Raw genomic sequence first — 24,506 nt, forward strand, 5'->3', positions numbered from 1 at the left:
CCGTCGTCTGGGTGAGGATGGGGGGATGACCGCACCCGTGTATGCGCTCCGAGACGGCAACTCCATCCCGGCGCTCGGGCTGGGCACCTACGGGCTCGACGACAAGGCAGGGGTCGCCGCGATCGTGGACGCGATCGACGAGGGCTACCGGCTCATCGACACGGCCTACAACTACGGCAACGAAGGGGTCGTCGCCGAGGCGGTGCGTCGGTCGCCCGTGGACCGCAGCGACCTCATGATCACGACCAAGCTCCCGGGGCGCCACCACGGCTTCGACGAGACGTTCGCGAGCTTCGAGCAGTCGCGTTCGCGGCTCGACCTCGACTGGGTCGACCTGTACCTCATCCACTGGCCGAACCCGCGCATCGACAAGTACGTCGACAGCTGGCGCGCCATGATCAAGCTCCTCGAACGCGGCGTCGTGCGCTCGATCGGGGTCTCGAACTTCACCGAGCCGATGCTCCAGCGGCTCATCGACGAGACGGGCGTCGTGCCCGTCGTGAACCAGGTCGAACTGCATCCCTACTTCCCGCAGGCGCCGTTGCGCGCGTTCCACGCCGAGCTCGGCATCCGCACCGAGAGCTGGAGCCCGCTCGCGAAGCGCTCCGAACTGCTCGCCGAGCCGGTCGTCACCGGGCTCGCGGCGGGCCTCGGCGTCACGCCAGCGCAGCTCGTGCTGCGCTGGCACGTCGAGCTCGGCACCGTGCCGATTCCCAAGTCGGCGGATGCCGCGCGCCGGCGCGAGAACCTCGACGTATTCGGGTTCTCGCTCGCCCCCGAGCATGTCGAGGCGATCTCGTCGCTCGAGCGCGGACGGCTCTGGGGCGGCGACCCCGACACCCACGAGGAGATGTAGCTGCGGGCCGGGGCCGGGCCGGGGCGGCGGCATCCGCTCGTCGCCGGCGATGGCAGCCGGCAGCCGGTGCTCGGCAGTCGTGCCCCGGGCGGATGTCGCGGGGCCGTCGTAGGCTCGATCGGGTGATCGATTCCAGCGCCGGATCCGAGCCCGTCGTCGCCGACGGGCGGCGGCGCAGACCACGCGACACCCCGCGTGGCGGGCCGCTCTCGCAGCCCTACCGTTGGCTGTCGATCGGCATGTTCGCGCTCATCTTCATCGCCGCGTTCGAGGTGATGGCGGTCACCACGATCATGCCGCTCGTCGCCGAGGAGCTCCACGGCGAGAGCCTGTTCGCGCTGGCGTTCTCGGTGCCGTTCGCCGCGGGCGTCGTCGGCATGGTCGCGTCCGGCAACTGGGCCGACCGTTCCGGTCCGTTGCCGCCGCTCATCGCCGCGGGCGTGCTCTTCTCGATCGGCCTCGTGATCGCCGGCCTCGCGCCGAACATGGAGGTGCTCGTGCTCGGCCGTCTCGTGCACGGCATCGGCGGCACGGCGGTGACCGTGCCGCTCTACGTGATCGTGGCGCGCGTCTACCCCGAGCACCTGCGAGCCCGCGTGTTCGCGGGGTTCGCGGCCGCGTGGGTGATCCCGTCGATCGTGGGGCCCGCGGTCGCGGGCGTCATCGCCGAGCAGGCCAGCTGGAGGTGGGTGTTCCTCGGCGTCATCGTGCTCGTGCTGCCCGCCGCCGGCATGATGCTCCGGCCGCTGCTGCGGGTTCACGACCTGGTCGCCGGCGACCCGACGGTGCGGTGGAGCCTCTCGCGCCTCGGCTGGTCGGTGCTCGCGGCGGCGGGCGCGCTCGGCGTGAGCCTCGCGAAGGAGCTCGGGGAGCCCTGGCGCTGGGTGGTCGCGGCGGCGGCCATCGCGGTCGCGGTGGTGGCGGTGCGTCCGCTGCTGCCGGCCGGCACGCTCCGGGCGGCGCGCGGCATGCCTGCGACGGTGCTCCTGCGCGCCGTGGTCGCGGGCGCCTTCTTCGGGAGCGAGATCTACCTCCCCTACCTCCTCATCGACCGGTACGAGTTCTCGCCGAGCCTCGCGGGCGTCGTGCTCACCGGCGCGGGCCTCTCGTGGGCCGCGGCCTCGTGGGTGCAGGGCCGCCTCGGCGAGCGGATGTCGAACACCGATGCCGTGCGCGTCGGCACGGGCGTGCTCGCGGTCGCCCTCGTCGCGGTGCTCGCGGTCTCTGCCTTCTCGCTCGCCCCCGCGGTGGCGTTCGTCGCGTGGACGGCGGCGGGCGCCGGAATGGGCTTCATGTACCCGCGCTTCTCGGTCGCGGTCCTCGAATTGTCGGCGAAGTCGGCGCAGGGCTTCAACAGCGCCGCGCTGAACATCGGCGAGGCGCTCAGCTCCGCCATCGCCCTCGCGATCACCGCCCTCGTCGCGAGCGTCGCCGGGACGGCGGCGTTCACCGCGGACTTCGTCGTCACCGTGCTGATTGCGCTCGTCGGGGTGGTGCTCGCCCCGCGGATGCGGCCGGCGGGCGAGGGCGGCGGCCTGCGGTACGGCGTCGCGCCCGCGGCATCCGTCGACTGAATGCGTGCTCGCGGGTGCGCCGAGCCCGCCATGTGCCTGTCACATGGACGGATCGCGGCATCCGTTCGTCATGTGACCGTCACATCTGTGACAGTCACATCGCCCGGATCTGTGCATAATTGGTGTCGCCGGCATGTGTGACCGTGAACATGCCGAGATCGAACGAGGTCACCGTGTCAGAGGCGCCACTGGAGCCGCAGCGGGGGCGTGCCCCCAGCATCCGCGATGTGGCGCGCCTCGCGGGCGTCTCGCACCAGACGGTGTCGCGGGTGCTGAACAACCACCCGAGCATCCGTCCCGAGACGAAGCAGCGCGTGCTCGACGTGATGGACGAGCTGCAGTACACGCCCAACCGCGCGGCGCGGGCGCTCGTCACCAGCCGATCGCGCACGATCGGGATCCTGTCGGCGTCGAGCACGCAGTACGGGCCCGCGTCGAGCATCCAGGCGATCGAGGCGGCTGCCCGGGAGTCCGGCTACTGGGTGAGCACGGCGAACATCGCCTCCTCGGACGCCCGGTCGATCGCCGACGGACTCGCCCACCTCGCGGCGCAGGGCATCGAGGGACTCGTCGTGATCGCCCCGCAGGTGCGCGTGTTCGACACGCTCGCCCAGCTCTCGATCGACGTCCCGTACGTCACGCTGCAGTCGACCGGGCGCGACCCCGACCACGGCCTCTCGGTCGACCAGATCGCCGGGGCGAGGCTGGCCACGCGCCACCTCATCGAGCGCGGACACCGCAGCATCTACCACCTCGCGGGGCCCCAGGACTGGATCGAGGCCGAGGCGCGCATGCGCGGGTTCCTCGACGAGATGAGTGCGCAGGACGTGCCGACGACCGCCCCGATCCTCGGCGACTGGACCGCGGACTTCGGCTACTACGCCGGCCGCGAGCTCCTCACGGTGCGCGACTTCACGGCGATCTTCGCGTCGAACGACCAGATGGCGCTCGGCGTCATGCACGCGGTGCGCGACGCCGGCCTCGACGTGCCGCGCGACGTGTCGATCGTGGGCTTCGACGACATCCCCGAGGCGGCGCACTTCTGGCCGCCGCTCACGACCGTGCGGCAGGACTTCGCCGAGATCGGCCGACGCTGCGTCGGACTGCTCCTCGGCGACCTCGACGTCGTGGCGTCCGACTGGCGCAGCACGATCATGCCCGAGCTCGTCATCCGCGAGAGCGTCGGGCCCCCGTCGTTCTGACCCCACTTCGGGTGGGCCGCCCGGCCGGTTACGGGGTCGTTACCGTTCCGTGACGCACGGCGAGTTGACAGCGCCGCATGGGATGTGGCTAAAGTGAGACCCGCCATGTGAACGGTCACATCGACTGTCACACGGCCCGCAGCATCTGACGACGCACCTGACGAAGGAGTCCCCCGCCGTGACCGTCACCACGACCGACGAGCGAGCAGCCGTTCGCGCTGCGCACCGCGCCGGTTCGTTCGTGGGCGAGGCAGGGGCGGTTCGGGCGTGAACGGGTACGGTCCCGCGATCGAGGTCGCCATCGCACGAGTGCGCGCCGAGGTGGCGAAGCTGCACGGCGAGCTCACCCGCTACGGATTGGTCGTCTGGACCGGCGGCAACGTGTCGGGTCGCGTGCCCGGCGCCGACCTGTTCGTGATCAAGCCGTCGGGAGTCTCGTACGACGACCTCGCCCCCGAGAACATGATCCTGTGCGACCTCGACGGCAACGTGATCCCGGGAACGCCCGGTGCCGATCGCAGCCCGTCGAGTGACACGGCGGCGCACGCCTACGTCTACCGCAACATGCCCGAGGTCGGCGGGGTCGTGCACACGCACTCGACGTATGCGACGGCGTGGGCGGCGCGCGGCGAGGCGATCCCGTGCGTGATCACGGCGATGGCCGATGAGTTCGGCGGGCCGATCCCGGTGGGTCCGTTCGCGATCATCGGCGACGACTCGATCGGGCGGGGCATCGTCGAGACGCTCTCGGGCCATCGCTCCCGTGCGGTGCTGATGCAGAACCACGGGCCGTTCACGATCGGGTCGTCGGCGAAGGACGCCGTGAAGGCGGCCGTGATGGTCGAGGACGTCGCCCGCACCGTCCACTTCGCCCGCGAGGCCGGTCCGCTCATCCCGATCCCGCAGGAGTCGATCGACCGCCTCTTCGACCGGTACCAGAACGTGTACGGGCAGCCGGCCGACGCCCGGAAGGCGGGCGCACGATGACCGATTCCACGCGCGGCGCCCTCGGGCCCGACGCCACCACAGACTTCCAGCGCGAGGTGCGTTGGAACCAGGCCCGCCGGCGATCGGCACCCGGCCTGTAGCTCCACCACAACTCAACACGCTTGCAGCATCCGACGCCTATCGCGGATGCCGCGGGGGAGCGGACGTACGTGGACGACGCCCGCTCCGACTGTCACCAAGACAACGACGTCCATGAATGACACAGTGAAAGGAAACACCGTGAAGAACACGAAGAAGGTGCTTCTCGCAACGCTCGCAGCGGGCTCCATGCTCGCACTCGCAGCGTGCTCGGGCGGCTCCGGCGGATCGGGCGACGGCGGCGGCGACGGTGGCCTCATCGGCGTCGCGATGCCCACCAAGAGCTCGGAGCGCTGGATCCAGGACGGCGACGCGGTCAAGTCGCAGCTCGAGGACCAGGGCTTCACCGTCGACCTGCAGTACGCGGAGGACGACATCCCCACCCAGGTCTCGCAGATCGAGAACATGATCACCAAGGGCGCAGAGGCCCTGATCATCGCGTCGATCGACGGCACCACGCTCTCGCAGGTGCTGCAGGACGCCGCTGACGCGGACATCCCCGTCATCGCCTACGACCGCCTCATCCGCGACTCGGAGAACGTCGACTACTACGCGTCGTTCGACAACTTCGTCGTCGGCCAGCAGCAGGCCTGGTCGGTGCTCAACGGCCTCGGCCTCACCGAGCTCGACGGCACCCCGATCGACGGCGCGCCCGCCGGTCCGTTCAACATCGAGCTGTTCGCCGGTTCGCCCGACGACAACAACGCCACGTTCTTCTGGAACGGTGCGATGGACGTGCTCCAGCCCCTGATGGACGACGGCACGCTCGTCGTGAAGTCGGGCCAGACCGAGTTCGAGCAGGCGGCGACGCTGCGCTGGGACGGCGAGGTCGCGCAGAGCCGCATGGAGGACATCCTCACGGCGAACTACTCCGACGGCTCGAAGGTCAACGCGGTGCTCTCGCCGTACGACGGCCTGTCGCGCGGCATCATCTCGGCACTCACCGACGCGGGCTACACGGTCGGCGCCGAGTGGCCGATCATCTCCGGCCAGGACGCCGAGCTCGACTCGGTCAAGGCCATCAACTCGGGTGAGCAGTACGCCACCATCTTCAAGGACACGCGCAACCTCGCGAAGGTCGCCGTCGACATGGCGTCCGCGATCCTGAACGGCGAGAAGCCCGAGGTCAACAACACGACCGACTACGACAACGGCGTGAAGGTCGTGCCGTCGTACCTCCTCGAGTCGCAGATCGTCGTCAAGGACAACATCCAGGAAGTCCTCGTCGACAGCGGTTACTGGACCGACGCAGAGATCAACGGCTGATTCGGTTGAGCCGAGTCGTTTGACGGCCCTGCCGCGTGTCGGGGCCTGAGCGGGAGTACTCTCGCCTCAGGTCCCGGCCCGCGGCATCCGTCACCGGCCAGGCGCACCGGCAATGGAGCAGGAGCAAGGATGACCACCAACATTCTCGAGATGCGCGGCATCACGAAGACCTTCCCCGGTGTGAAGGCGCTCTCGAACGTGACCCTCGAGGTCGCGCGCGGCGAGGTGCACGCCATCTGCGGCGAGAACGGCGCCGGCAAGTCCACCCTCATGAAGGTGCTGTCGGGCGTGTACCCGCACGGCACCTACGACGGCGACATCGTCTTCGAGAACGAGGTCGTGGAGTTCAAGGACCTCACCGACTCGGAGTCCAAGGGCATCGTGATCATCCACCAGGAGCTCGCGCTCAGCCCCTACCTCTCGATCGCCGAGAACATCTTCCTGAACAACGAGTTGAAGGGCCGCAACGGCCTCATCGACTGGAACAAGACGAACTTCGAGGCGTCGAAGCTCCTGGCCCGCGTGGGTCTCAAGGAGAACCCGACGACCAAGATCATGGACATCGGCGTGGGAAAGCAGCAGCTCGTCGAGATCGCGAAGGCGCTCTCGAAGCAGGTGAAGCTGCTCATCCTCGACGAGCCCACCGCGGCCCTGAACGACGAGGACTCCGACCACCTGCTCGACCTGATCCTGCACCTCAAGGGGCAGGGCATCACGTCGATCATCATCAGCCACAAGCTGAACGAGATCAAGAAGGTCTCCGACACCGTCACGGTCATCCGCGACGGCAAGACGATCGAGACGATCGCCAAGGCGGATGTCACGGAAGACCGCATCATCAAGGACATGGTCGGCCGCGACCTCGAGCACCGCTACCCCGACCACACCCCGAACATCGGCGAGGAGCTGCTGCGCGTCGAGGACTGGACCGCGCACCACCCGCAGGACACCTCCCGCGTCATGGTCGACAAGGTCAACCTCAACGTGCGCGCGGGCGAGATCGTCGGCATCGCCGGCCTCATGGGCGCCGGCCGCACCGAGTTCGCGATGAGCCTCTTCGGGCAGTCGTATGGGTCGAAGATCACCGGCAAGGTGTTCCTTCGCGGCAAGGAGATCAAGACGCGCTCGGTCGCCGAGGCGATCGACCACGGCATCGCGTACGCCACCGAGGACCGCAAGACCTACGGCCTCAACCTCATCGAGGACATCAAGCGCAACATCTCGATGGCGTCGCTCAAGAAGCTCGAGAAGTACGGCCTCGTGCACGACAACGAGGAGTACAAGGTCGCCAACGAGTTCCGCTCGTCGATGAACATCAAGGCGCCGAGCGTGCTCGTGAAGACGGGCAAGCTCTCGGGCGGCAACCAGCAGAAGGTCGTGCTGTCGAAGTGGATCTACGCCGACCCCGACGTGCTCATCCTCGATGAGCCCACCCGCGGCATCGACGTGGGTGCGAAGTACGAGATCTACTCGATCATCAACCGACTGGCAGCAGCGGGGAAGGGCATCATCGTGATCTCCTCCGAGCTGCCGGAGCTCCTCGGCATCTGCGACCGCGTGTACGCCCTCTCCGAGGGGCGCATCACGGGAGAGCTGCCCGTCGAGGAGGCCACGCCCGAAGCAATGCTGAAGCTCATGACCATGGAAAAGCCCCGCTAGCGCCGGCGCCAGCGGATCACACCAGGAGACATCATGTCGAATCCGAATCCCCCCGTCACCGAGGAAACCCACGCGGCCGGCGGCAACATCAACCCCGTCGACAACAAGTTCACCGAGCGCCTGAGCCACGTGCTCGCCGACCTCGGCAAGAACGGCATCTTCATCGCCCTCATCGCGGTCGTGGTGCTGTTCTCGTTCCTCACCAACGGCATCCTGCTGCGCCCCCAGAACATCTCCAACCTCGTCGTGCAGAACGGGTACATCCTCGTGCTCGCGATCGGCATGGTGATGGTCATCATCGCCGGCCACATCGACCTGTCGGTCGGTTCGGTCGCCGCGTTCGTGGGTGCGTGCTCCGGCGTGTTCGCCGTGCAGTGGGGACTGCCGTGGTGGCTGTCCGTCATCCTCTCGCTCGTCATCGGCGCACTCGTCGGCGTGTGGCAGGGCTTCTGGATCGCGTTCGTGGGCATCCCAGCCTTCATCGTGACGTTGGCGGGCATGCTCATCTTCCGCGGCCTCGCGCTCGTGGTGCTGGGCAACGCGAACATCGGCTCGTTCCCCACCGAGTACCGCGCACTGGGCAACGGCTTCCTCACGAACCTGTTCGGCGAGTTCGAGCTCGACCCGCTCACCCTCGGCGTCGGCGCCATCGCGATCATCGCGCTCATCGTGCAGCAGGTGCGCACCCGTCGCGGCCGCCAGAAGTACGGCCAGGACGTCGAGCCCATGGCCTGGTTCATCACCAAGCTCGTGCTCATCTCGGCGGCGATCGGCTTCTTCGCCTACTCGCTCGCGTCGTACAAGGGCATCCCGATCACGCTGATCATCCTCGCGGTGCTCATCCTCGTGTACGGCATCGTGATGAACCGCACGGTGTTCGGCCGCCACATCTACGCGATCGGCGGCAACCGCCACGCGGCCGAGCTCTCGGGCATCAAGACGCGTCGCGTCGACTTCTGGCTCTTCGTCAACATGGGCACCCTCGCGGCGCTCGCCGGCCTGATCTTCACCGCGCGACTGAACCTCGCGGGCCCGAAGGCCGGTGACGGGTTCGAGCTCGAGGCGATCTCGGCGGCGTTCATCGGCGGCGCGGCCGTGCAGGGCGGCGTCGGCACGATCGGCGGCGCCATCATCGGTGGCCTGATCATCGGCGTGCTGAACAACGGCATGTCGATCATGGGCATCGGCATCGAGTGGCAGCAGGTCGTCAAGGGCATGGTGCTGCTGCTCGCGGTCGCGTTCGACGTGTACAACCGTCGTCGTTCGGGCAGCTGACCCGCGGCATCCGCAGTTCCGAATCCTGGTCCGAAGGGGCCCTCGCCGGTAGGCGGGGGCCCCTTCGGGGTTTCCGGATGCCGCTTGCAGCCGAGCTTCGTTAGCGCTAACATCAGGGTGGCCGTTAGCGCTAACGAACCTCTCGTCGAAGGAGACTGCATGGCTGCCCCCGAGTACGCGCCCGAGGTCGAGGCGGCCATCGCACAGGTGCGGCACGACGTCGCGCGGCTGCACGGCGAGCTCACCCGCTACGGATTGGTCGTATGGACCGGCGGCAACGTGTCGGGTCGCGTGCCCGGTGCCGACCTGTTCGTGATCAAGCCGTCGGGCGTCAGCTACGACGACCTCGCCCCCGAGAACATGATCCTCTGCGACCTCGACGGCGACGTGATCCCGGGCACGCCCGGGTCGGAGCGCAGCCCGTCGAGTGACACGGCGGCGCACGCCTACGTCTACCGCAACATGCCCGAGGTCGGCGGGGTCGTGCACACCCACTCGACGTTCGCCGTCGCCTGGGCGGCGCGCGGCGAGGCGATCCCGTGCGTGATCACGGCGATGGCCGATGAGTTCGGCGGGCCGATCCCGGTGGGTCCGTTCGCGATCATCGGCGACGACTCGATCGGCCGTGGCATCGTCGAGACCCTCTCGGGCCACCGCTCCCGCGCGGTGCTCATGCGGAACCACGGGCCGTTCACCATCGGCACCGATGCGAAGGACGCGGTCAAGGCCGCGGTGATGGTCGAGGATGTCGCGCGCACGGTGCACTTCGCACGCGAGGCGGGGCCGCTGATCCCGATCCCGCAGGAGTCGATCGACCGCCTCTTCGACCGGTACCAGAACGTGTACGGCCAGAGCGGGGACGCTCGGGTCTCGACGGGCTCGACCGGCACGGAGGGCGGCTCGACCGGCACGGAGGGCGGCTCGACCGGCACGGACGCAGAGAGCGGAGACGCAGGGCGATGAGCGACAACACGAATCAGCAGGGCGCGGCCGACGGCGGCGCGCGCGCGGCGATCCTCGAGGGGCGCACGTCGCTCGGCATCGAGTTCGGCTCGACCCGCATCAAGGCCTGCCTCGTCGGCGCGGATCCGACCGTGGTGCTCGCCGTGGGCAGCCACGAGTGGGAGAACCGGTTCGAGGGCCGCGTCTGGACCTACTCGCTCGACGACGTCTGGTCGGGACTGCAGGCGGCGTACGCCGACCTCGTCGCCGACCTGCGTCGCCGCTACGACGTCGAGCCGCAGACCTTCGGCGCGATCGGCGTCTCGGCGATGATGCACGGCTACCTCGCGTTCGACGCGAGCGACGAGCTGCTCGTGCCGTTCCGCACGTGGCGCAACACGTCGACGGGTGCGGCCGCCGCGGAGCTCAGCGAGCGCTTCGGCCTCAACATCCCGCTGCGCTGGTCGATCGCCCACCTGCACCAGGCGATCCTCGACGAGGAGCCGCACGTTCCGCAGCTCGACTTCGTGACCACCCTCGCCGGCTACGTGCACTGGCGGCTCACGGGCCGCAAGGTGCTCGGCGTCGGCGATGCCTCGGGGATGTTCCCGATCTCCGCCGCGACGCACGACTACGACGCGCGACTGCTCGCCGTGTACGACGGGCTCGTCGCCGATCGCGCACCGGGCCTGCGCGTCGCCGAGCTGCTCCCCGAGGTGCTTCCGGCGGGCCGGCGTGCAGGCGAGCTCACCGCCGAGGGCGCCGCGCTCCTCGACCCGACCGGTGCGCTGCAGCCCGGCATCCCGCTGTGCCCGCCCGAGGGCGACGCCGGCACGGGCATGGTCGCGACCAACTCGGTCGCCCCGCGCACCGGCAACGTCAGCGCCGGCACGAGCATCTTCGCGATGGTCGTGCTCGAGCACCCGCTCGCGAGCGCCCACCACGAACTCGACCTGGTCACGACGCCGGCGGGCGATCCGGTGGCCATGGTGCACTGCAACAACGGCGCGAGCGAGCTCGCCGCGTGGGCGGGCGTGTTCGGGCAGTTCGCCGCGGCATCCGGAGCCCGGCTCGACGGCGACGCCGTGTTCGAGGTGCTCTTCCGGGCGGCCCTCGACGGCGAGGCGGACGCGGGCGGGCTGCTCGCGTACAACCACCTCGCGGGGGAGCCCATCGCGGGACTCGTCGAGGGGCGGCCGCTCGTCGTGCGCACACCCGACAGTCGCCTCACGCTCGCGAACTTCATGCGCGCCCAGCTCTACGGCGTGTTCGGCACCCTCGCCCTCGGCATGCGCGTGCTCGACGGCGAGGGCGTCGAGCTCGACCGCATGTTCGCGCACGGCGGCATCTTCCGCACCGCGGGCGTCGCGCAGCGGCTGCTGGCCGGCGCGCTCGATGCGCCCGTCGCCGTCGGCGAGACGGCGTCGGAAGGCGGGGCCTGGGGCATCGCCGTGCTGGCGTCGTACCTGTCGGAGGCCGCCGAGGTCGACCTCGGCGACTACCTGAACGAGCGCGTGTTCGCGAACGCCCCGTTCGACGTGGTCGACCCCGTCGCAGCCGACGTGGCCGGGTTCTCCGCGTTCCTCGACCGCTACCGGGCCGGCCTCGCCGCCGAGGCGGCAGCCGTCGACGCCCTCTGACCGAGCGCCCCCCGACTCACCGAACTGCTTCATCGAACATCGCACCAGGGAGACAGACATGACCCGCACGCCCCTCCAGACGAGCCTCGACCAGTACGAGGTCTGGTTCCTCACCGGCAGCCAGCACCTGTACGGCCCCGAGACGCTGAAGCAGGTCGCCGACCAGTCGCGCCAGGTCGCCGAGACGCTCGACGCGGCATCCGACGTGCCCGTGAAGGTCGTGTGGATGCCGGTGCTCACCGACTCCGACGCGATCAAGCGCGTGGCCCTCGAGGCCAACGCCGCCGACAACGTGATCGGCCTCGTCGCGTGGATGCACACCTTCAGCCCCGCGAAGATGTGGATCGCCGGCCTCGACGCGCTGCAGAAGCCGCTCGCCCACCTGCACACGCAGGCCAACGTCGAGCTGCCGTGGGGCGAGATCGACTTCGACTTCATGAACCTGAACCAGGCCGCACACGGCGACCGCGAGTTCGGCTACATCCAGACGCGCCTCGGCGTTCCGCGCAAGACGATCGTGGGCCACGCGAGCGACCCGCGCGTGCAGCAGGAGCTCGGCACATGGCAGCGCGCCGCGGCCGGCCTCGCGGCATCCCGCAGCCTGAAGCTCGCCCGCTTCGGCGACAACATGCGCTACGTCGCCGTGACCGAGGGCGACAAGACCGAGGCGGAGCTGCGCTTCGGCGTGCAGGTCAACACGTGGGGCGTGAACGAGCTCGCCGAGGCGGTGGCCGCGGCATCCGACGCCGAGGTCGACCTGCTCGTCGCCGAGTACGAGGACCTCTACGAGGTGGTGCCCGAGCTGCGGAAGGGCGGCGACCGCCACCAGTCGCTGCGCGACGGCGCCGCGATCGAGCTCGGCCTGCGCTCGTTCCTCGAGGAGGGCGGCTTCGGCGCGTTCACCACCTCGTTCGAGGACCTCGGCGCACTGAAGCAGCTGCCGGGCCTCGCGGTGCAGCGGCTCATGGCCGAGGGCTACGGCTTCGGCGCCGAGGGCGACTGGAAGACCGCGATCCTCGTACGCGTCGCGAACGTCATGGGCGCGGGCCTGCCCGGCGGCGCGAGCCTCATGGAGGACTACACCTACGACCTCACGCCCGGCGACGAGCTCATCCTCGGCGCGCACATGCTCGAGGTGTCGCCGTCGCTCACCACCGCGAAGCCGACGCTCGAGATCCACCCGCTCGGCATCGGCGGCAAGGAGGACCCCGTGCGCCTCGTGTTCACGGCCGATCCCGGCCCCGCCGTCGTCGTCGCGATGAGCGACATGCGCGACCGCTTCCGGCTCACGGCGAACGTCGTCGAGAACGTCGAGCTGCGGCATCCGCTGCCCAAGCTCCCCGTGGGCCGGGCCGTGTGGAAGCCCGCCCCCGACTTCCAGACGAGCGCCGCCGCGTGGCTCACCGCGGGCGCCGCGCACCACACGGTCATGTCGACCGCCGTGGGCGTCGACGTGTTCCGCGACTTCGCCGACATGGCCAAGGCCGAGCTCCTCGTCATCGACGAGGACACCACCCTGCCCGGTTTCCAGCGGGAGGTGCGCTGGAACCAGGCGTACTACCGCCTGGCGCAGGGGTTCTGAGCGAGCAGCGGGTTCCGATGACCGAGACGGATGCCGCGAGCCGGCGGGGTTCCCCGGCCGGGGCATCCGTCGCGCCGGGGGAGCCGGGGGCATCCCCCGGCGGCCCGGACGCGTCGGCGGCCCCGAGCGTGCCGGCCGCCGCGACCCCGCCGACCGTCCCGACCCCGCCGACCGGCGTGCCCACGATGTTCGACGTCGCCGAACGCGCCGGCGTCTCGCACCAGACCGTCTCGCGCGTGCTCAACGGACTCACGGGGGTCGCCGCCGCCACCAAGGAGCGCGTCGAGCAGGCGATCGCCGAGCTCAACTACACCCCGTCGCCCACGGCCCGCGCCATGGCGAAGCGGCGCAGCGGCTCGATCGGACTCATCCAGGCGGGCCGGCCCGACTACGGGCCGTCGAACGCCGCGCTCGGGTTCAACGAGGCGGCTCGCGAGGCGGGCTACGTCGTCTCGCAGGTGAGCATGCGCGCGCTCGACGCCGATGCCCTCACCCAGGCCGTGCACCGACTGGTGCTGCAGCGGGTCGAGGCGATCGTGCTCATCTCGGGCGAGCGCGACGGCGTCGAGGTCATCCGCGGTATCGATGCGGGCGTGCCGCTCGTCGCGGTCGCCTCCGAGGAGGAGCCCGGCCTGCACCGGGCCGCGATCGACCAGTACGCCGGCGCGCGGCTCGCGACCGAGCACCTCATCGGACTCGGGCATCGTGAGATCCGCCACATCACGGGGCCGCCGGACTCGATGGATGCCGCGGAGCGGCGCCGCGGCTGGGCCGACGCGCTGCGGGCGCACGGCCTCGAGGCGCGGCATCCGCTCGTGGGCGACTGGCTCGCGGCATCGGGCGACGCCGCCGGACGGGAGCTGCTGGCCGACCGTGCCGCCACCGCCGTGTTCGTCGGGAACGACCAGATGGCGCTCGGGCTGCTGCACGCGTGCGCCGAGGCGGGCGTGCGGGTGCCCGAGGAGCTCAGCGTGGTCGGCTTCGACGACATCCCCGAGGCGGCGTACTTCACCCCGCCGCTCACGACCGTGCGCCAGGATTTCGACGCGCTCGGCCGCGACGTGATGGCGACCGTGCTCGACGTGCTCCGCGACGAGCGGTCGGCGGTCGACCGCACGTCGCGCGTGCCCGAGCTCGTGGTGCGGGCGAGCGCGGCGCGCCTGCGTGACTGAACGCGGCACGCCGGCGTGACTGAACGCCGCACGCCGGGCGCCGAGACATCCGCTCGTCAGGCGGCCGAGTAGTCCGGCAGCTGCTGCAGGGTCCAGCGGTTGCCGTCGGGGTCGCGCAGGGTGATGAACCGGCCCCACGCCTGCTCGTCGACGCCCTCGGCCTCGACGCCCTTCGCGCGCAGTTCGGCGAGCACGGCGTCGGCGTCGGGGATGACCACCTGGATCACGTCGAGGCTGCCGGGTTCGAGCGTGCCGCCGAGGCCCTCGCCGATCGCGATCGAGCACGCCGACCCGGGCGGGGTGAGCTGCACGAACCGCAGCTCGTCGCTCACGCGCTGGTCGTGGTCGGCGTTGAATCCGAGCTTGTCGACGTAGAACTCCTTCGCGCGGTCGACGTCCGTGACGGGCACGAAGATGAGCTCGATCTTCCAGTCCATGATGTTCTCCTCGGTTCGGGGCGAGTCGCGTCATCCGACCGCCATGGGGCCAGTCTCGTCAAGATTGCGGTCAGGTTCCGTCCGCATTCGAGATCGGATGCCGCGGACTTCGCCGGCTTCGCCAAGCGACCGCCCCGGCCGCCCGCGGGGTGACGCCGCCGCATCCGTTTGCGAGGATGGGCGCATGACTTCGCTGCACATCACGGGGGACGCCGCTGCCGACGAACTGCTCTCGAGCGACGCGTTCGCGCTGCTCACGGGCATGCTGCTCGACCAGCAGGTGCCGATGGAGACCGCGTTCGCGGGGCCGGAGAAGATCCGCGAGCGCGTCGGATCGATCGACCCCGCAACGATCGCCGGCTACGAGCCCGACGCGCTCGTCGAGGTGTTCAGGCAGACACCCGCGGTGCACCGCTATCCGGGATCGATGGCGGGGCGCGTGCAGGCGCTCGCCGCGGCCGTGCGCGACGACTGGGGCGGCGACGCCGCCGCGATCTGGACGCAGGGCGACCCCGACGGCGCCGAGGTGCTGAAGCGGCTCAAGGCGCTGCCCGGGTTCGGCGAGCAGAAGGCGAAGATCTTCCTCGCGCTGCTCGGCAAGCAGTGCGGACTCGAGGCGCCGGGCTGGCGCGCGGCCGCGGGGCACTACGGCGAGGAGGGCTCGCACTACTCCGTCGCCGACATCGTCGACCCCGATTCGCTCACGAAGGTGCGCGCGACGAAGCAGGCCGCGAAGGCGGCGGCGAAGGCCGCGAAGTAGGAGCGGCCCGCCGGTCGAGGAGCGCCGAAGGCGCCCGCCGGTCGAGTAGCGCCGAAGGCGCGTATCGAGACCTCCCGCCGGTCGAGCAGCGCCGAAGTCGCCCGCCGGTCGAGTAGCGCCGAAGGCGCGTATCGAGACCTCCCAGCGGGCAGCCGGGTCTCGATACGCCGCTCCGCGGCTACTCGACCAGCGGATGTCGACAGCGGGTCTCGATACGCCGCTCCGCGGCTACTCGACCAGCGGATGCCGCGCTACTCGCCCGACCGCTGCGCGCGATCGTGCCAGGCGCGCGCGGTCGCATCGAGCAGCGCCGCCCAATCCGTGGGCTCGATGCCGAACGTCTCGGTCGTCTCGCTCGCGTCGACGACGAACGGCCGCTCGAACTGGTAGACCACACCCGCCACCTCGCGGAGGAGCGGCACGACGGTCCCGGCTGCCGAGAGCGCCCTGCGCGGCATCCGTCGCAGTCGCGGCTTGCCGGCGTCGACCCGACGGCCCAGCTCGCGGAGCACCTCGCGCACGCTCGCGGGCGGGTTCGACGGGACGAGCCACGCAGACCCCCACGCGCGCTCGTCGCGGCCGAGTGCGGCGAGCGTCGCCGCGATGTCGTCGACGGCCGTCCATGAGTGCGGTTGATCGGGGTCGCCGAAGACGAGCGCGGACTTGCCGACGAGCGTTGCGGCCGCGTATCTGGGGAGCAATCCGTTCGACTGCGGCGCCGTCGGACCGAGGTAGTCGGAGGCGCGCGCCTCCGTCACCCGCACTCGTCCGGCCCGGTGCGCGGCGAGCGCGTCGTGCCACATGCGTGCGCGCAGCGCCCCCTTGTGGTCCGACGGATGCAGCGGGGTGTCGCGCCGCATGGGCCCGTCGACGGGACCGTAGCCGTAGAGGTTGCCGAGCGTGACGAGCACGGCGCCGGATGCCTCGGCGGCATGCAGGATCGACGCCGCGAGCGGCGGCCACACGCGTTCCCACTGCGGGTACGCGCCGGGGTTCGCGCAGTTGTACACGACGGCGCTGCCGCGGGCGGCCTCGGCCAGGCGATCGGGATCGCTCGCGTCGAGCGCGATCCGTTCGATGCGATCATGCTCGGGGCCGCGGCCGGAACGGGTGGCCACGCGCACCGGTTCGCCGGCCTCTGCGAGTCGCAGAGCGAGTGCAGTCCCCACGGGTCCGGCGCCGATCACGAGGTGGGTCTGCAGAGTCATGCTGCGCATTCTGCCGCAGTCGGCTCGCCACCGCGTGAACCGCGTCGCGGAGCGCGACGTGGCCGCCGCGCTCTGCCGAACAGGCCGCGCCTTGCCGAGCGATGGGGCGCAACTCCGGATCGGGCGTGGAGCCTCCGCGTGTCGGAGTCTGAGGCGCGGCGAGTCGTCGGCTTTGTCCGGAGTTGCGTGCGGCCAGAGCACGGCGGCAGGGGGCGGCGCGGGCGTCGGAACCGACGACTGGCGACCGTTCGATGCCAGGCTCCATGCCGCGAGCGTCGCGAGACGGAAGGATGAGCGCTCACATTCGAGGGATGGACGCGACCTGTGCAAGGACGGCTTCCGGCCCTGCCGGCGTTCGCTGAGACGGCTCGCCGGGGAAGAATGGCCTGTCAGACACCCAGAACGGTGCGGCGGCGGAGCCGTGATGCATCCGTTACCGAATTGCCACTTGTGAGCGCTCACAAGTGAGCGCTAACATCCTGAATGCGGCCAGGATGGACTGGCTGCCCGGCGCACCAGACAACGCAGCACCACAGACACCGCCGGCACCACTGAACAAGGAGGTTCACGCTGATGAAGAAGCTCATCGGAATCGCAGCCGCCGGCGCGATGCTCGTCGCGCTCGCCGGATGCTCGGGCACCAGCGCCGCGAGCGACGGGCCCAAGCCGCTCGACGAACTCGTCGTCGGGTTCGCGCAGGTCGGCGCGGAGTCGGGCTGGCGCACCGCCAACACGAAGGACATCCAGGCGGCCTTCGAGGACGCGGGCATCGAGCTCAAGTTCTCCGACGCGCAGCAGAAGCAGGAGAACCAGATCAAGGCGATCCGCTCCTACATCCAGCAGCAGGTCGACGTGATCGCGTTCTCGCCCGTCGTCGAGACCGGCTGGGACGCCGTGCTCAACGAGGCCAAGGCCGCGGGCATCCCCGTCGTGCTCACCGACCGCGCCGTCGACTCGGCCGACGACTCGCTCTACGTGAGCTTCCTCGGCTCCGACTTCATCGAGGAGGGCAAGAAGGCCGGCCAGTGGGTGCTCGACGAGTACGCCGACGCGACCGAGCCCGTCAAGATCATCCAGCTCGAGGGCACGACGGGCGCCGCTCCGGCGATCGACCGGGCCGAGGGCTTCGCCGACGTGATCTCCGAGAACCCCAACCTCGAGGTCGTCGCGAGCCAGACCGGTGACTTCACCCGCGCCGGCGGCAAGCAGGTCACCGAGGCGCTGCTGAAGTCGAACCCCGACGTCGACCTCATCTACGCGCACAACGACGACATGGGTCTCGGCGCGATCGAGGCGATCGAGGCGGCCGGCCTGGTTCCGGGCAAGGACATCAAGATCGTCACGGTCGACGCCGTGCACGACGGCATGCAGGCCCTCGCCGACGGCAAGATCAACTTCATCGTCGAGTGCTCGCCGCTGCTCGGCAAGCAGCTGATCGATATCGTGAAGCAGATCAACGACGGTGAGACGCCCGAGAAGCGCATCATCACCGACGAGACGACCTTCACGCAGGAGCAGGCGATCGAGGCGCTGCCCACTCGCCAGTACTGACCCCGACGGGCGGGCCGCGTGGAGCGGCCCGCCCCTCGGCAGCGGGTGCGCGGCAGTCCACGCCGCGCACCCGCACTCCCCGCTCCGCCCGGCTCCACCCCGCACCACCCGCCCGACGACTCGATGGAGAGCATCGTGACCCACCACACCGACCCGGCCGCCCCGGTCGTCGAGATGCGCGGCATCTCGATCAGCTTCCCGGGCGTGAAGGCGCTCGACGGCGTCGACTTCCGCATGTTCCCCGGCGAGGTGCACTCGCTCATGGGCGAGAACGGCGCCGGCAAGTCCACGCTCATCAAGGCGCTCACGGGCGTCTACCTCATCGACTCCGGCACCATCGCGCTCGCCGGCGAGCAGGTCGCGTTCAGCGGCCCCGCCCAGGCGCAGGCCGCGGGCATCTCGACCGTGTACCAGGAGGTCAACCTCCTGCCCAACCTCTCGGTCGCCGAGAACATCATGCTCGGCCGTGAACCCCGCCGCTTCGGCGCGATCGACTGGCGCGCGATGCGGCGCCGCTCCGCCGAGCTGCTCGCGGGCCTCAACCTCGACATCGACCCCGGATCGCTCCTTGGCGATCACTCGCTCGCCGTGCAGCAGCTCATCGCGATCGCGCGGGCGATCGACGTGCAGGCGAAGGTCCTCATCCTCGACGAGCCCACTTCGAGCCTCGACACCGACGAGGTCGCGGAGCTCTTCCGCGTCATCCGCTCGCTCAAGGAGCAGGGCGTCGCGATCCTCTTCGTCTCGCACTTCCTCGACCAGGTGTACGAGATCTGCGACCGCCTCACGGTGCTTCGCAACGGCAAGCTCGTGGGGGAGTACCTCGTCGAGGAGCTGCTGCGCATCGACCTCGTGCAGAAGATGATCGGCAAGGAGCTCACCACACTCGACGACCTCGAGCAGCGCGCCCGCTCGGTCGTCGTCGACGAGTCGGATGCCGCGCTCTTCGTCAATGCCGCCAAGCTCGGCCGTCGCGGGGCGATCCACCCCGCCGACCTGCCGATCGCGGCGGGCGAGGTCGTGGGCCTCGCGGGCCTGCTCGGATCGGGCCGCACCGAGTTCGCCCGCCTCCTCGGCGGCATCGACCGCGCCGACACCGGCGAGCTCACGGTGCGCGGCAAGGCGATCAAGCTCCGCACGCCCCGCCAGGCCATCTCGCACCGCATCGCGTTCTCGAGCGAGAACCGACGCGACGAGGGCATCGTCGGCGACCTCACCGTGCGCGACAACATCGTGCTCGCCCTGCAGGCCGATCGCGGCTGGTTCCGCCCGATCCCCAAGAGGAAACAGGACGAGCTCGCGCAGAGCTACATCCAAGCCCTCAACATCCGGCCCGGCAACCCCGACGCGCTCGTGCGCAACCTGTCGGGCGGCAACCAGCAGAAGGTGCTGCTCGCCAGATGGCTCGCGATCGCACCCCGGCTGCTCATCCTCGACGAGCCGACGCGCGGCATCGACATCGGCGCGAAGGCCGAGATCCAGAAGCTCGTCTTCACCCTCGCCGAGAACGGCATGAGCGTGCTGTTCATCTCCGCCGAGCTCGAGGAGGTGCTGCGCCTCAGCCACCGCATCGTCGTGCTGCGCGACCGGCACGTCGTGGCCGACCTCGAGAACGACGGCCTCACGGTCGACTCGCTGCTCGCCCTCATCGCCGACGGCTCGGTCTCGGTCGAAGAGCCGGGCGAGGCGGATGCCGCGGCGCCGGCCGTGACCGCAGGCGCCGCCGTCGCGGCATCCGCCACCGCACCCGCCCCACCCACCGCACCCACCACCGACGAAACCGAAGGAGGCCGCCGATGAGCGCCGTGATCGCCCGGCTCGTCGCGAGCCGACTGTTCTGGCCGGTCGTGATGCTGCTCGCGCTGTTCGCGATCAACCTGATCGCGTTCCCCGGATTCTTCGCCGTGACCGTGCGCGACGGGCACCTGTTCGGCAGCCTCATCGACATCCTGCGCAACGGTGCGCCGACGCTCATCATCGCGGTGGGCATGACGCTCGTGATCGCGACGCGTGGCATCGACCTCTCGGTCGGCGCGGTCGCCGCGATCTCGGGGGCGGTCGCGTGCTCGATCATCCTCGGCTCGCCCGAGCCGGGCAGCCTCGCGACGGTCGCGGTCGCGGTCACCGTGGCGCTGCTCATCTCGCTCGTGCTCGGCGTGTGGAACGGGTTCCTCGTGGCGGTGCTCGGCATCCAGCCGATCATCGCGACCCTCATCCTCATGACCGCGGGCCGCGGCGTGGCGATGCTCATCACCGAGGGGCAGATCCTCACGGTGAACAGCCCGCCGTTCAAGTTCCTCGGCTCGGGGTTCTGGTTCGGCATCCCGATCGCGGTCATCGTCGCGGCCGTCGTGTTCGGCGCCGCGGCGCTCATCACCCGGCGCACGGCGCTCGGCATGTTCATCGAGTCGGTCGGCATCAACCCCGAGGCGAGCCGCCAGGCGGGCGTGCGGGCACGCGGGCTGCTCATCGCGGTCTACACGTTCTGCGCGTTCTGCGCGGCGATCGCGGGGCTCATCCTCACCGCGAACACGGCGGCCGCCGACGCGAACAACACGGGCCTGTTCATCGAGCTCGACGCGATCCTCGCGGTCGTCATCGGCGGCACCTCGCTCGCCGGCGGTCGTTACTCGCTCGTCGGCACGCTCGTGGGCGCGCTCGTCATCCAGACGCTCGTGACCACGGTGTACACGGTGGGCATCCCGCCGATCGCCACGATGGTGTTCAAGGCCGCGGTCGTGACGATCGTCTGCCTGCTGCAGTCGCCCACCACTGCCGAGGCGCTGCGCGACTTCCGTCGACGACTCGGCCTCCGAGCCGGAAAGGGGGTCGTGGCATCATGACGAAGCTCCTCGATGCGCCGGCGTCGCCCGCACGCCCCTCCCGTCCCGGCCGCGCCGGCCGCGGCGCAAGCGGCGGAGGCCCGACCGGCCCCGGCCGGACGCCGCTCTCCGCACGCGGGATCGCCACCGGCATCCGGAACCTGCTCACGAGCCCGAAGTACGGACCGGTGACGGTCACGGCGATCCTGTTCGTCGCGATCTTCATCGTCGGCGGGGTGCGCTACCGCGGGTTCTTCTCGGGGCAGGTGTTCCTCAACCTGCTCGTCGACAACTCGTACCTCATCGTGCTCGCGGTCGGCATGACGTTCGTGATCCTCACGGGCGGCATCGACCTCTCGGTCGGCGCCGTCGTGGCGCTCAGCGGCATGATCGCCGCGAGCCTGCTGCAGACGGGCTGGTCGCCCGGGGTCGTCATCCCGCTCATCCTCGTGCTCACGAGCGTGCTCGGGCTGCTCGTCGGCCTCATGATCCACGTGTTCAAGGTGCAGCCGTTCATCGCGACGCTCGCGGCGATGTTCCTCGCCCGCGGCCTCTGCTACGTGATCAGCCAGAACTCGATCTCGATCACGGATGCCACGTTCGTGGAGCTCGCGGTCGCCCGCATCCCGCTCGGCGGCAACCTGTCGATCACGCCGAGCGTGGTCATCGCCCTGGTGGTCGTGGCGATCGCCGTGTGGGTGCTGCACGCGACCCGGTTCGGCCGCACGGTGTACGCGATCGGCGGCGGCGAGCACAGCGGCCTGCTCATGGGCCTGCCGGTGGCGCGCACCAAGGTGCTCGTCTACGTGATCTCGGGCTTCTGCTCGGGCCTGGCCGGGGTGCTCTTCACCTTCTACACGCTCTCGGGCTACCCGCTCACGGCGATCGGCACCGAGCTCGACGCGATCGCCGCGGTCGTCATCGGCGGCACCCTGCTCACCGGCGGGTACGGCTTCGTGCTGGGTTCGGTGCTCGGCGTGCTCGTGCTCGGCGTGATCCAGACGATCATCACCTTCGAGGGCACGCTCTCGTCGTGGTGGACGAAGATCTTCATCGGCGCCCTGCTGCTCGTGTTCATCCTGCAGAAGGTGCTCACCGCCCGGAGGCGCTGAGCAGGCCCCCGGGGCCCGCGCGTGCGGTGGCGTGGCGCGGGCACCCGGAGGGCCGAACATCCCGGCCCCACCCGGCGCCGGGCGTGATAATCGAGGGAACGAGCGCGCCGACGGCGCGGGGCAGGAGCCAGGCAGCGAGTGAGCGACCGGGACGACAAGGCACGCGTCGCGACCATCTTCGATGTCGCGCGCCTCGCGGGCGTGTCGCATCAGACCGTCTCGCGGGTGCTCAACGACCTGCCGAACGTGCGTCCGGCCACCCGTGCCCGGGTCGAGCAGGCCATCAAGCAGCTGCGCTACGTCCCGTCGCCCGCCGCTCGCGCGCTCGTCACGCGCCGTACCCGCACCCTGGGACTCATCGTCACGGGCGCGCCCGACTACGGTCCGTCGAGCACGGCGCTGCACTTCAACGAGGCGGCGCGCGACGCCCGCTACTCGGTCATCACCGCGAGCATGCTCGAGACGGATGCCGCGAGCATGCGCTCCGCCGCCGAGCTCCTCGTGCGCCAGAACGTCGAGGCGATCGTGCTGATCGCGGCGCAGCGGGCGGCGCTCGACGCGCTCGACGGCGTGGAACTCGGCGTGCCGATCGTGGCCGTGGCATCCGAGGATCGTGGCGGCATGCACCGCGTCTGGCTCGACCAGTACGCGGGTGCGCGCCTCGCGGTAGAGCACCTCATCGGCCTCGGCCACCGCGAGATCCGGCATGTCGCGGGCCCTACGAACGCGATGGATGCCGCGGAGCGGGTGCGCGGCTGGTCCGCCTCGCTCGGCGAGCACGGCCTGCCCGCGCGCGAGCCGCTCGTGGGGGACTGGTCGCCCGGCAGCGGCTACGTGCACGGCCGTGCGCTCGCCCAGGACACCGAGATGACGGCGGTGTTCGTCTCGAACGACCAGATGGCGCTCGGCGTGATGCACGCGCTCGCCGAGGCGGGGCTCTCGGTGCCGGGCGACGTGAGCATCGTGGGGTTCGACGACATCCCCGAGTCCGCCTACTTCGCGCCCCCGCTCACCACGGTGCGACAGGACTTCGACGGGCTCGGCCGCGACGCGATGGCGGGCGTGCTCGCCGTGCTGGGCGACGACGACCGCCTCGTGCCGACGCCGCGCGTGCCCGACCTCGTGGTGCGCGTGAGCACGGCGGCGCCGAGCCGCGACCGCGTCGCCATCTCGTCCTGACGCGCGATCGCGTCGGCCGTCCTCAGCTCGCGTCGAGCTCGCGCGACTCGGTGAGCCGCTGCAGCACCCGGGAGGACGCGCTCGCGATCGCCTGCTTCTCGTCGGGTTCGAGCAGGTCGAGGAAGAGGGCGCGGATCGCGAGCGCGTGATCGCGCATCGCGCCGAGGAGCGCCCGGCGGCCGGCGCGGGTGAGCACCACGAGCGAGCCACGCCCATCGGTGTCGCACTCGATGCGCTCGACGAGCCCGCGACTGACCATGCGGGTGAGCTGGTGCGAGACCCGGCTCTTCTCCCATCCGATGAGCTCACCGAGCGCGCCCGGGCGCAGCTGCCGCTCGGGCGCCTTGAACAGCGTGAGCAGCACCGCGTAGTCGGCCTGCGAGATGCCGGCGTCGCGCTGGAGGCGCCGGTCGAGCTCACGCGCGAGCTCGGCGTGCATCGCGACGAACCCGTCGAAGAGCGCCCATTCGGCCGCGCCGACCTCGGACACCTCGGTCGTGGACATGCGTCGAGCCTATCCGGAATGTAGTTGACGTGTCATCTGTTCTGATTATGATGACGTGTCAACTACATCGTTCGAAAGGGGACTCCACATGTCCGCAGTGAGGATCGGCATCATCATCGGCAGCACGCGGCCCGGCCGCGTCGGCGAGCAGGTGGCTCGCTGGGTGCTCGAGCAGGCACAGACGCGCACCGACGCCGAGTTCGAGCTCGTCGACCTCGTCGACTTCGCCCTGCCGCACCTCGACGAGGCGATCCCGCCCGCGATGGGGCAGTACGCGCAGGCGCACACCAAGGCGTGGGCGGAGAAGGTCGACTCCTTCGACGGCTACATCTTCGTGACGCCCGAGTACAACCACTCCACCTCGGGCGCGCTGAAGAACGCGCTCGACTTCGTCTACGCCGAGTGGAACAACAAGGCCGCCGGGCTCGTGAGCTACGGCTCGGCGGGAGGAACGCGCGCCGCGGAGCACCTCCGGCTCATCCTCGGGGAGCTGCAGGTCGCCGACGTGCGCCAGCAGGTGTCGTTCTCCCTCATGACCGACTTCGAGGCCTACACGAAGTTCACGCCCGCCGGCTACCACGCGGGCATGCTCGCCGCCCAGCTCGACCAGCTCGTGCCGTGGGCGCTCGCGCTCCGCTCGGTGCGCGACTCGGCCGAGCTCGCCCAGGCGGCATAGCG

21 protein-coding genes are annotated in these 24,506 nt (G+C 70.3%); 18 read left to right on the top strand and 3 right to left on the bottom strand.

From position 1 onward, the window contains the following. The first annotated feature begins 25 nt into the window (after positions 1–25). The 11 genes from EDM22_RS00075 to EDM22_RS00125 all read left to right on the top strand — a co-directional run bounded on the left by EDM22_RS00075 (position 26) and on the right by EDM22_RS00125 (position 14,254). Complete coding sequence (locus EDM22_RS00075) at positions 26–856, top strand: aldo/keto reductase (RefSeq protein ID WP_122935003.1); 831 nt, start codon at positions 26–28, stop codon at positions 854–856. Between the two features lie 122 nt (positions 857–978). Next, a complete protein-coding gene (locus EDM22_RS00080) occupies positions 979–2,430 on the top strand; it encodes an MFS transporter (RefSeq protein ID WP_245989051.1) in 1,452 nt (483 codons plus the stop codon). 149 nt (positions 2,431–2,579) lie between these two features. After that, positions 2,580–3,632, top strand: a complete 1,053-nt coding sequence (locus EDM22_RS00085) for a LacI family DNA-binding transcriptional regulator (RefSeq protein ID WP_122935321.1) — start codon at positions 2,580–2,582, stop codon at positions 3,630–3,632. A 267-nt stretch (positions 3,633–3,899) separates the two neighbouring features. Next, positions 3,900–4,619, top strand: coding sequence for an L-ribulose-5-phosphate 4-epimerase (locus tag EDM22_RS00090; protein WP_122935005.1), 720 nt, complete (start codon positions 3,900–3,902; stop codon positions 4,617–4,619). Positions 4,620–4,907: 288 nt separating this feature from the next. Next, positions 4,908–5,984, top strand: coding sequence for a multiple monosaccharide ABC transporter substrate-binding protein (gene chvE / locus EDM22_RS00095; RefSeq protein WP_212591858.1), 1,077 nt, complete (start codon positions 4,908–4,910; stop codon positions 5,982–5,984). 129 nt (positions 5,985–6,113) lie between these two features. Continuing rightward, positions 6,114–7,643 carry a multiple monosaccharide ABC transporter ATP-binding protein gene (gene mmsA / locus EDM22_RS00100; RefSeq protein WP_122935007.1) on the top strand — a complete coding sequence of 510 codons (1,530 nt, stop codon included), beginning with the start codon at positions 6,114–6,116 and terminating at the stop codon, positions 7,641–7,643. Positions 7,644–7,676: 33 nt separating this feature from the next. Further along, positions 7,677–8,918 (top strand): multiple monosaccharide ABC transporter permease, encoded by a 1,242-nt coding sequence (gene mmsB, locus EDM22_RS00105; protein ID WP_122935008.1) that lies wholly within the window; start codon positions 7,677–7,679, stop codon positions 8,916–8,918. A 159-nt stretch (positions 8,919–9,077) separates the two neighbouring features. After that, complete coding sequence (locus tag EDM22_RS00110; protein ID WP_245989053.1) at positions 9,078–9,881, top strand: L-ribulose-5-phosphate 4-epimerase; 804 nt, start codon at positions 9,078–9,080, stop codon at positions 9,879–9,881. After that, a complete protein-coding gene (locus tag EDM22_RS00115; RefSeq protein ID WP_122935009.1) occupies positions 9,878–11,500 on the top strand; it encodes a xylulokinase in 1,623 nt (540 codons plus the stop codon). The genes EDM22_RS00110 and EDM22_RS00115 overlap by 4 nt, the downstream gene beginning before the upstream one ends. 58 nt (positions 11,501–11,558) lie before the next feature. Beyond that, entirely contained in the window at positions 11,559–13,082 is a 1,524-nt protein-coding gene (gene araA / locus EDM22_RS00120; RefSeq protein ID WP_122935010.1) for an L-arabinose isomerase, read from the top strand. A 17-nt stretch (positions 13,083–13,099) separates the two neighbouring features. After that, positions 13,100–14,254, top strand: coding sequence for a LacI family DNA-binding transcriptional regulator (locus tag EDM22_RS00125; protein WP_245989055.1), 1,155 nt, complete (start codon positions 13,100–13,102; stop codon positions 14,252–14,254). A gap of 56 nt (positions 14,255–14,310) precedes the next feature. Here EDM22_RS00125 and EDM22_RS00130 read toward each other — a convergent pair whose 3' ends face one another. Next, complete coding sequence (locus EDM22_RS00130; protein ID WP_122935011.1) at positions 14,311–14,691, bottom strand: glyoxalase superfamily protein; 381 nt, start codon at positions 14,689–14,691, stop codon at positions 14,311–14,313. 184 nt (positions 14,692–14,875) lie between these two features. Here EDM22_RS00130 and EDM22_RS00135 point away from each other — a divergent pair, with 184 nt between their 5' ends. Then, positions 14,876–15,451 (top strand): HhH-GPD-type base excision DNA repair protein, encoded by a 576-nt coding sequence (locus EDM22_RS00135; RefSeq protein ID WP_122935012.1) that lies wholly within the window; start codon positions 14,876–14,878, stop codon positions 15,449–15,451. A 251-nt stretch (positions 15,452–15,702) separates the two neighbouring features. Here the strand turns inward: EDM22_RS00135 and EDM22_RS00140 are convergent, their stop codons facing one another. Further along, a complete protein-coding gene (locus tag EDM22_RS00140) occupies positions 15,703–16,659 on the bottom strand; it encodes an NAD-dependent epimerase/dehydratase family protein (protein ID WP_245989056.1) in 957 nt (318 codons plus the stop codon). A 573-nt stretch (positions 16,660–17,232) separates the two neighbouring features. On the opposite strand from EDM22_RS00140, the gene EDM22_RS00145 reads away from it, so the two are divergent. The 5 genes from EDM22_RS00145 (at position 17,233) to EDM22_RS00165 (ending at position 23,323) form a co-directional block, all read left to right on the top strand. Beyond that, positions 17,233–18,210 carry an ABC transporter substrate-binding protein gene (locus EDM22_RS00145; protein WP_170963938.1) on the top strand — a complete coding sequence of 326 codons (978 nt, stop codon included), beginning with the start codon at positions 17,233–17,235 and terminating at the stop codon, positions 18,208–18,210. A gap of 123 nt (positions 18,211–18,333) precedes the next feature. Next, positions 18,334–20,010, top strand: a complete 1,677-nt coding sequence (locus EDM22_RS00150; RefSeq protein ID WP_122935014.1) for a sugar ABC transporter ATP-binding protein — start codon at positions 18,334–18,336, stop codon at positions 20,008–20,010. Continuing rightward, the gene (locus EDM22_RS00155) at positions 20,007–21,053 is read left to right on the top strand and encodes an ABC transporter permease (protein WP_122935015.1); all 1,047 of its coding nucleotides are present in this window, start codon (positions 20,007–20,009) and stop codon (positions 21,051–21,053) included. Before EDM22_RS00150 ends, EDM22_RS00155 begins: the two co-directional genes overlap by 4 nt. Beyond that, complete coding sequence (gene yjfF, locus EDM22_RS00160) at positions 21,050–22,144, top strand: galactofuranose ABC transporter, permease protein YjfF (protein ID WP_122935016.1); 1,095 nt, start codon at positions 21,050–21,052, stop codon at positions 22,142–22,144. Before EDM22_RS00155 ends, yjfF begins: the two co-directional genes overlap by 4 nt. A gap of 138 nt (positions 22,145–22,282) precedes the next feature. After that, positions 22,283–23,323, top strand: coding sequence for a LacI family DNA-binding transcriptional regulator (locus tag EDM22_RS00165; RefSeq protein WP_122935017.1), 1,041 nt, complete (start codon positions 22,283–22,285; stop codon positions 23,321–23,323). Positions 23,324–23,345: 22 nt separating this feature from the next. Here EDM22_RS00165 and EDM22_RS00170 read toward each other — a convergent pair whose 3' ends face one another. Then, a complete protein-coding gene (locus EDM22_RS00170; protein ID WP_212591846.1) occupies positions 23,346–23,828 on the bottom strand; it encodes a MarR family winged helix-turn-helix transcriptional regulator in 483 nt (160 codons plus the stop codon). 88 nt (positions 23,829–23,916) lie between these two features. Here EDM22_RS00170 and EDM22_RS00175 point away from each other — a divergent pair, with 88 nt between their 5' ends. After that, positions 23,917–24,504: an NADPH-dependent FMN reductase gene (locus EDM22_RS00175; RefSeq protein ID WP_122935018.1), complete on the top strand. Its 588-nt coding sequence runs from the start codon at positions 23,917–23,919 to the stop codon at positions 24,502–24,504. The last annotated feature ends 2 nt before the right edge of the window (positions 24,505–24,506 follow it).

Source organism: Agromyces tardus (assembly GCF_003710805.1).
Taxonomy (GTDB): Bacteria; Actinomycetota; Actinomycetes; order Actinomycetales; family Microbacteriaceae; genus Agromyces; species Agromyces tardus.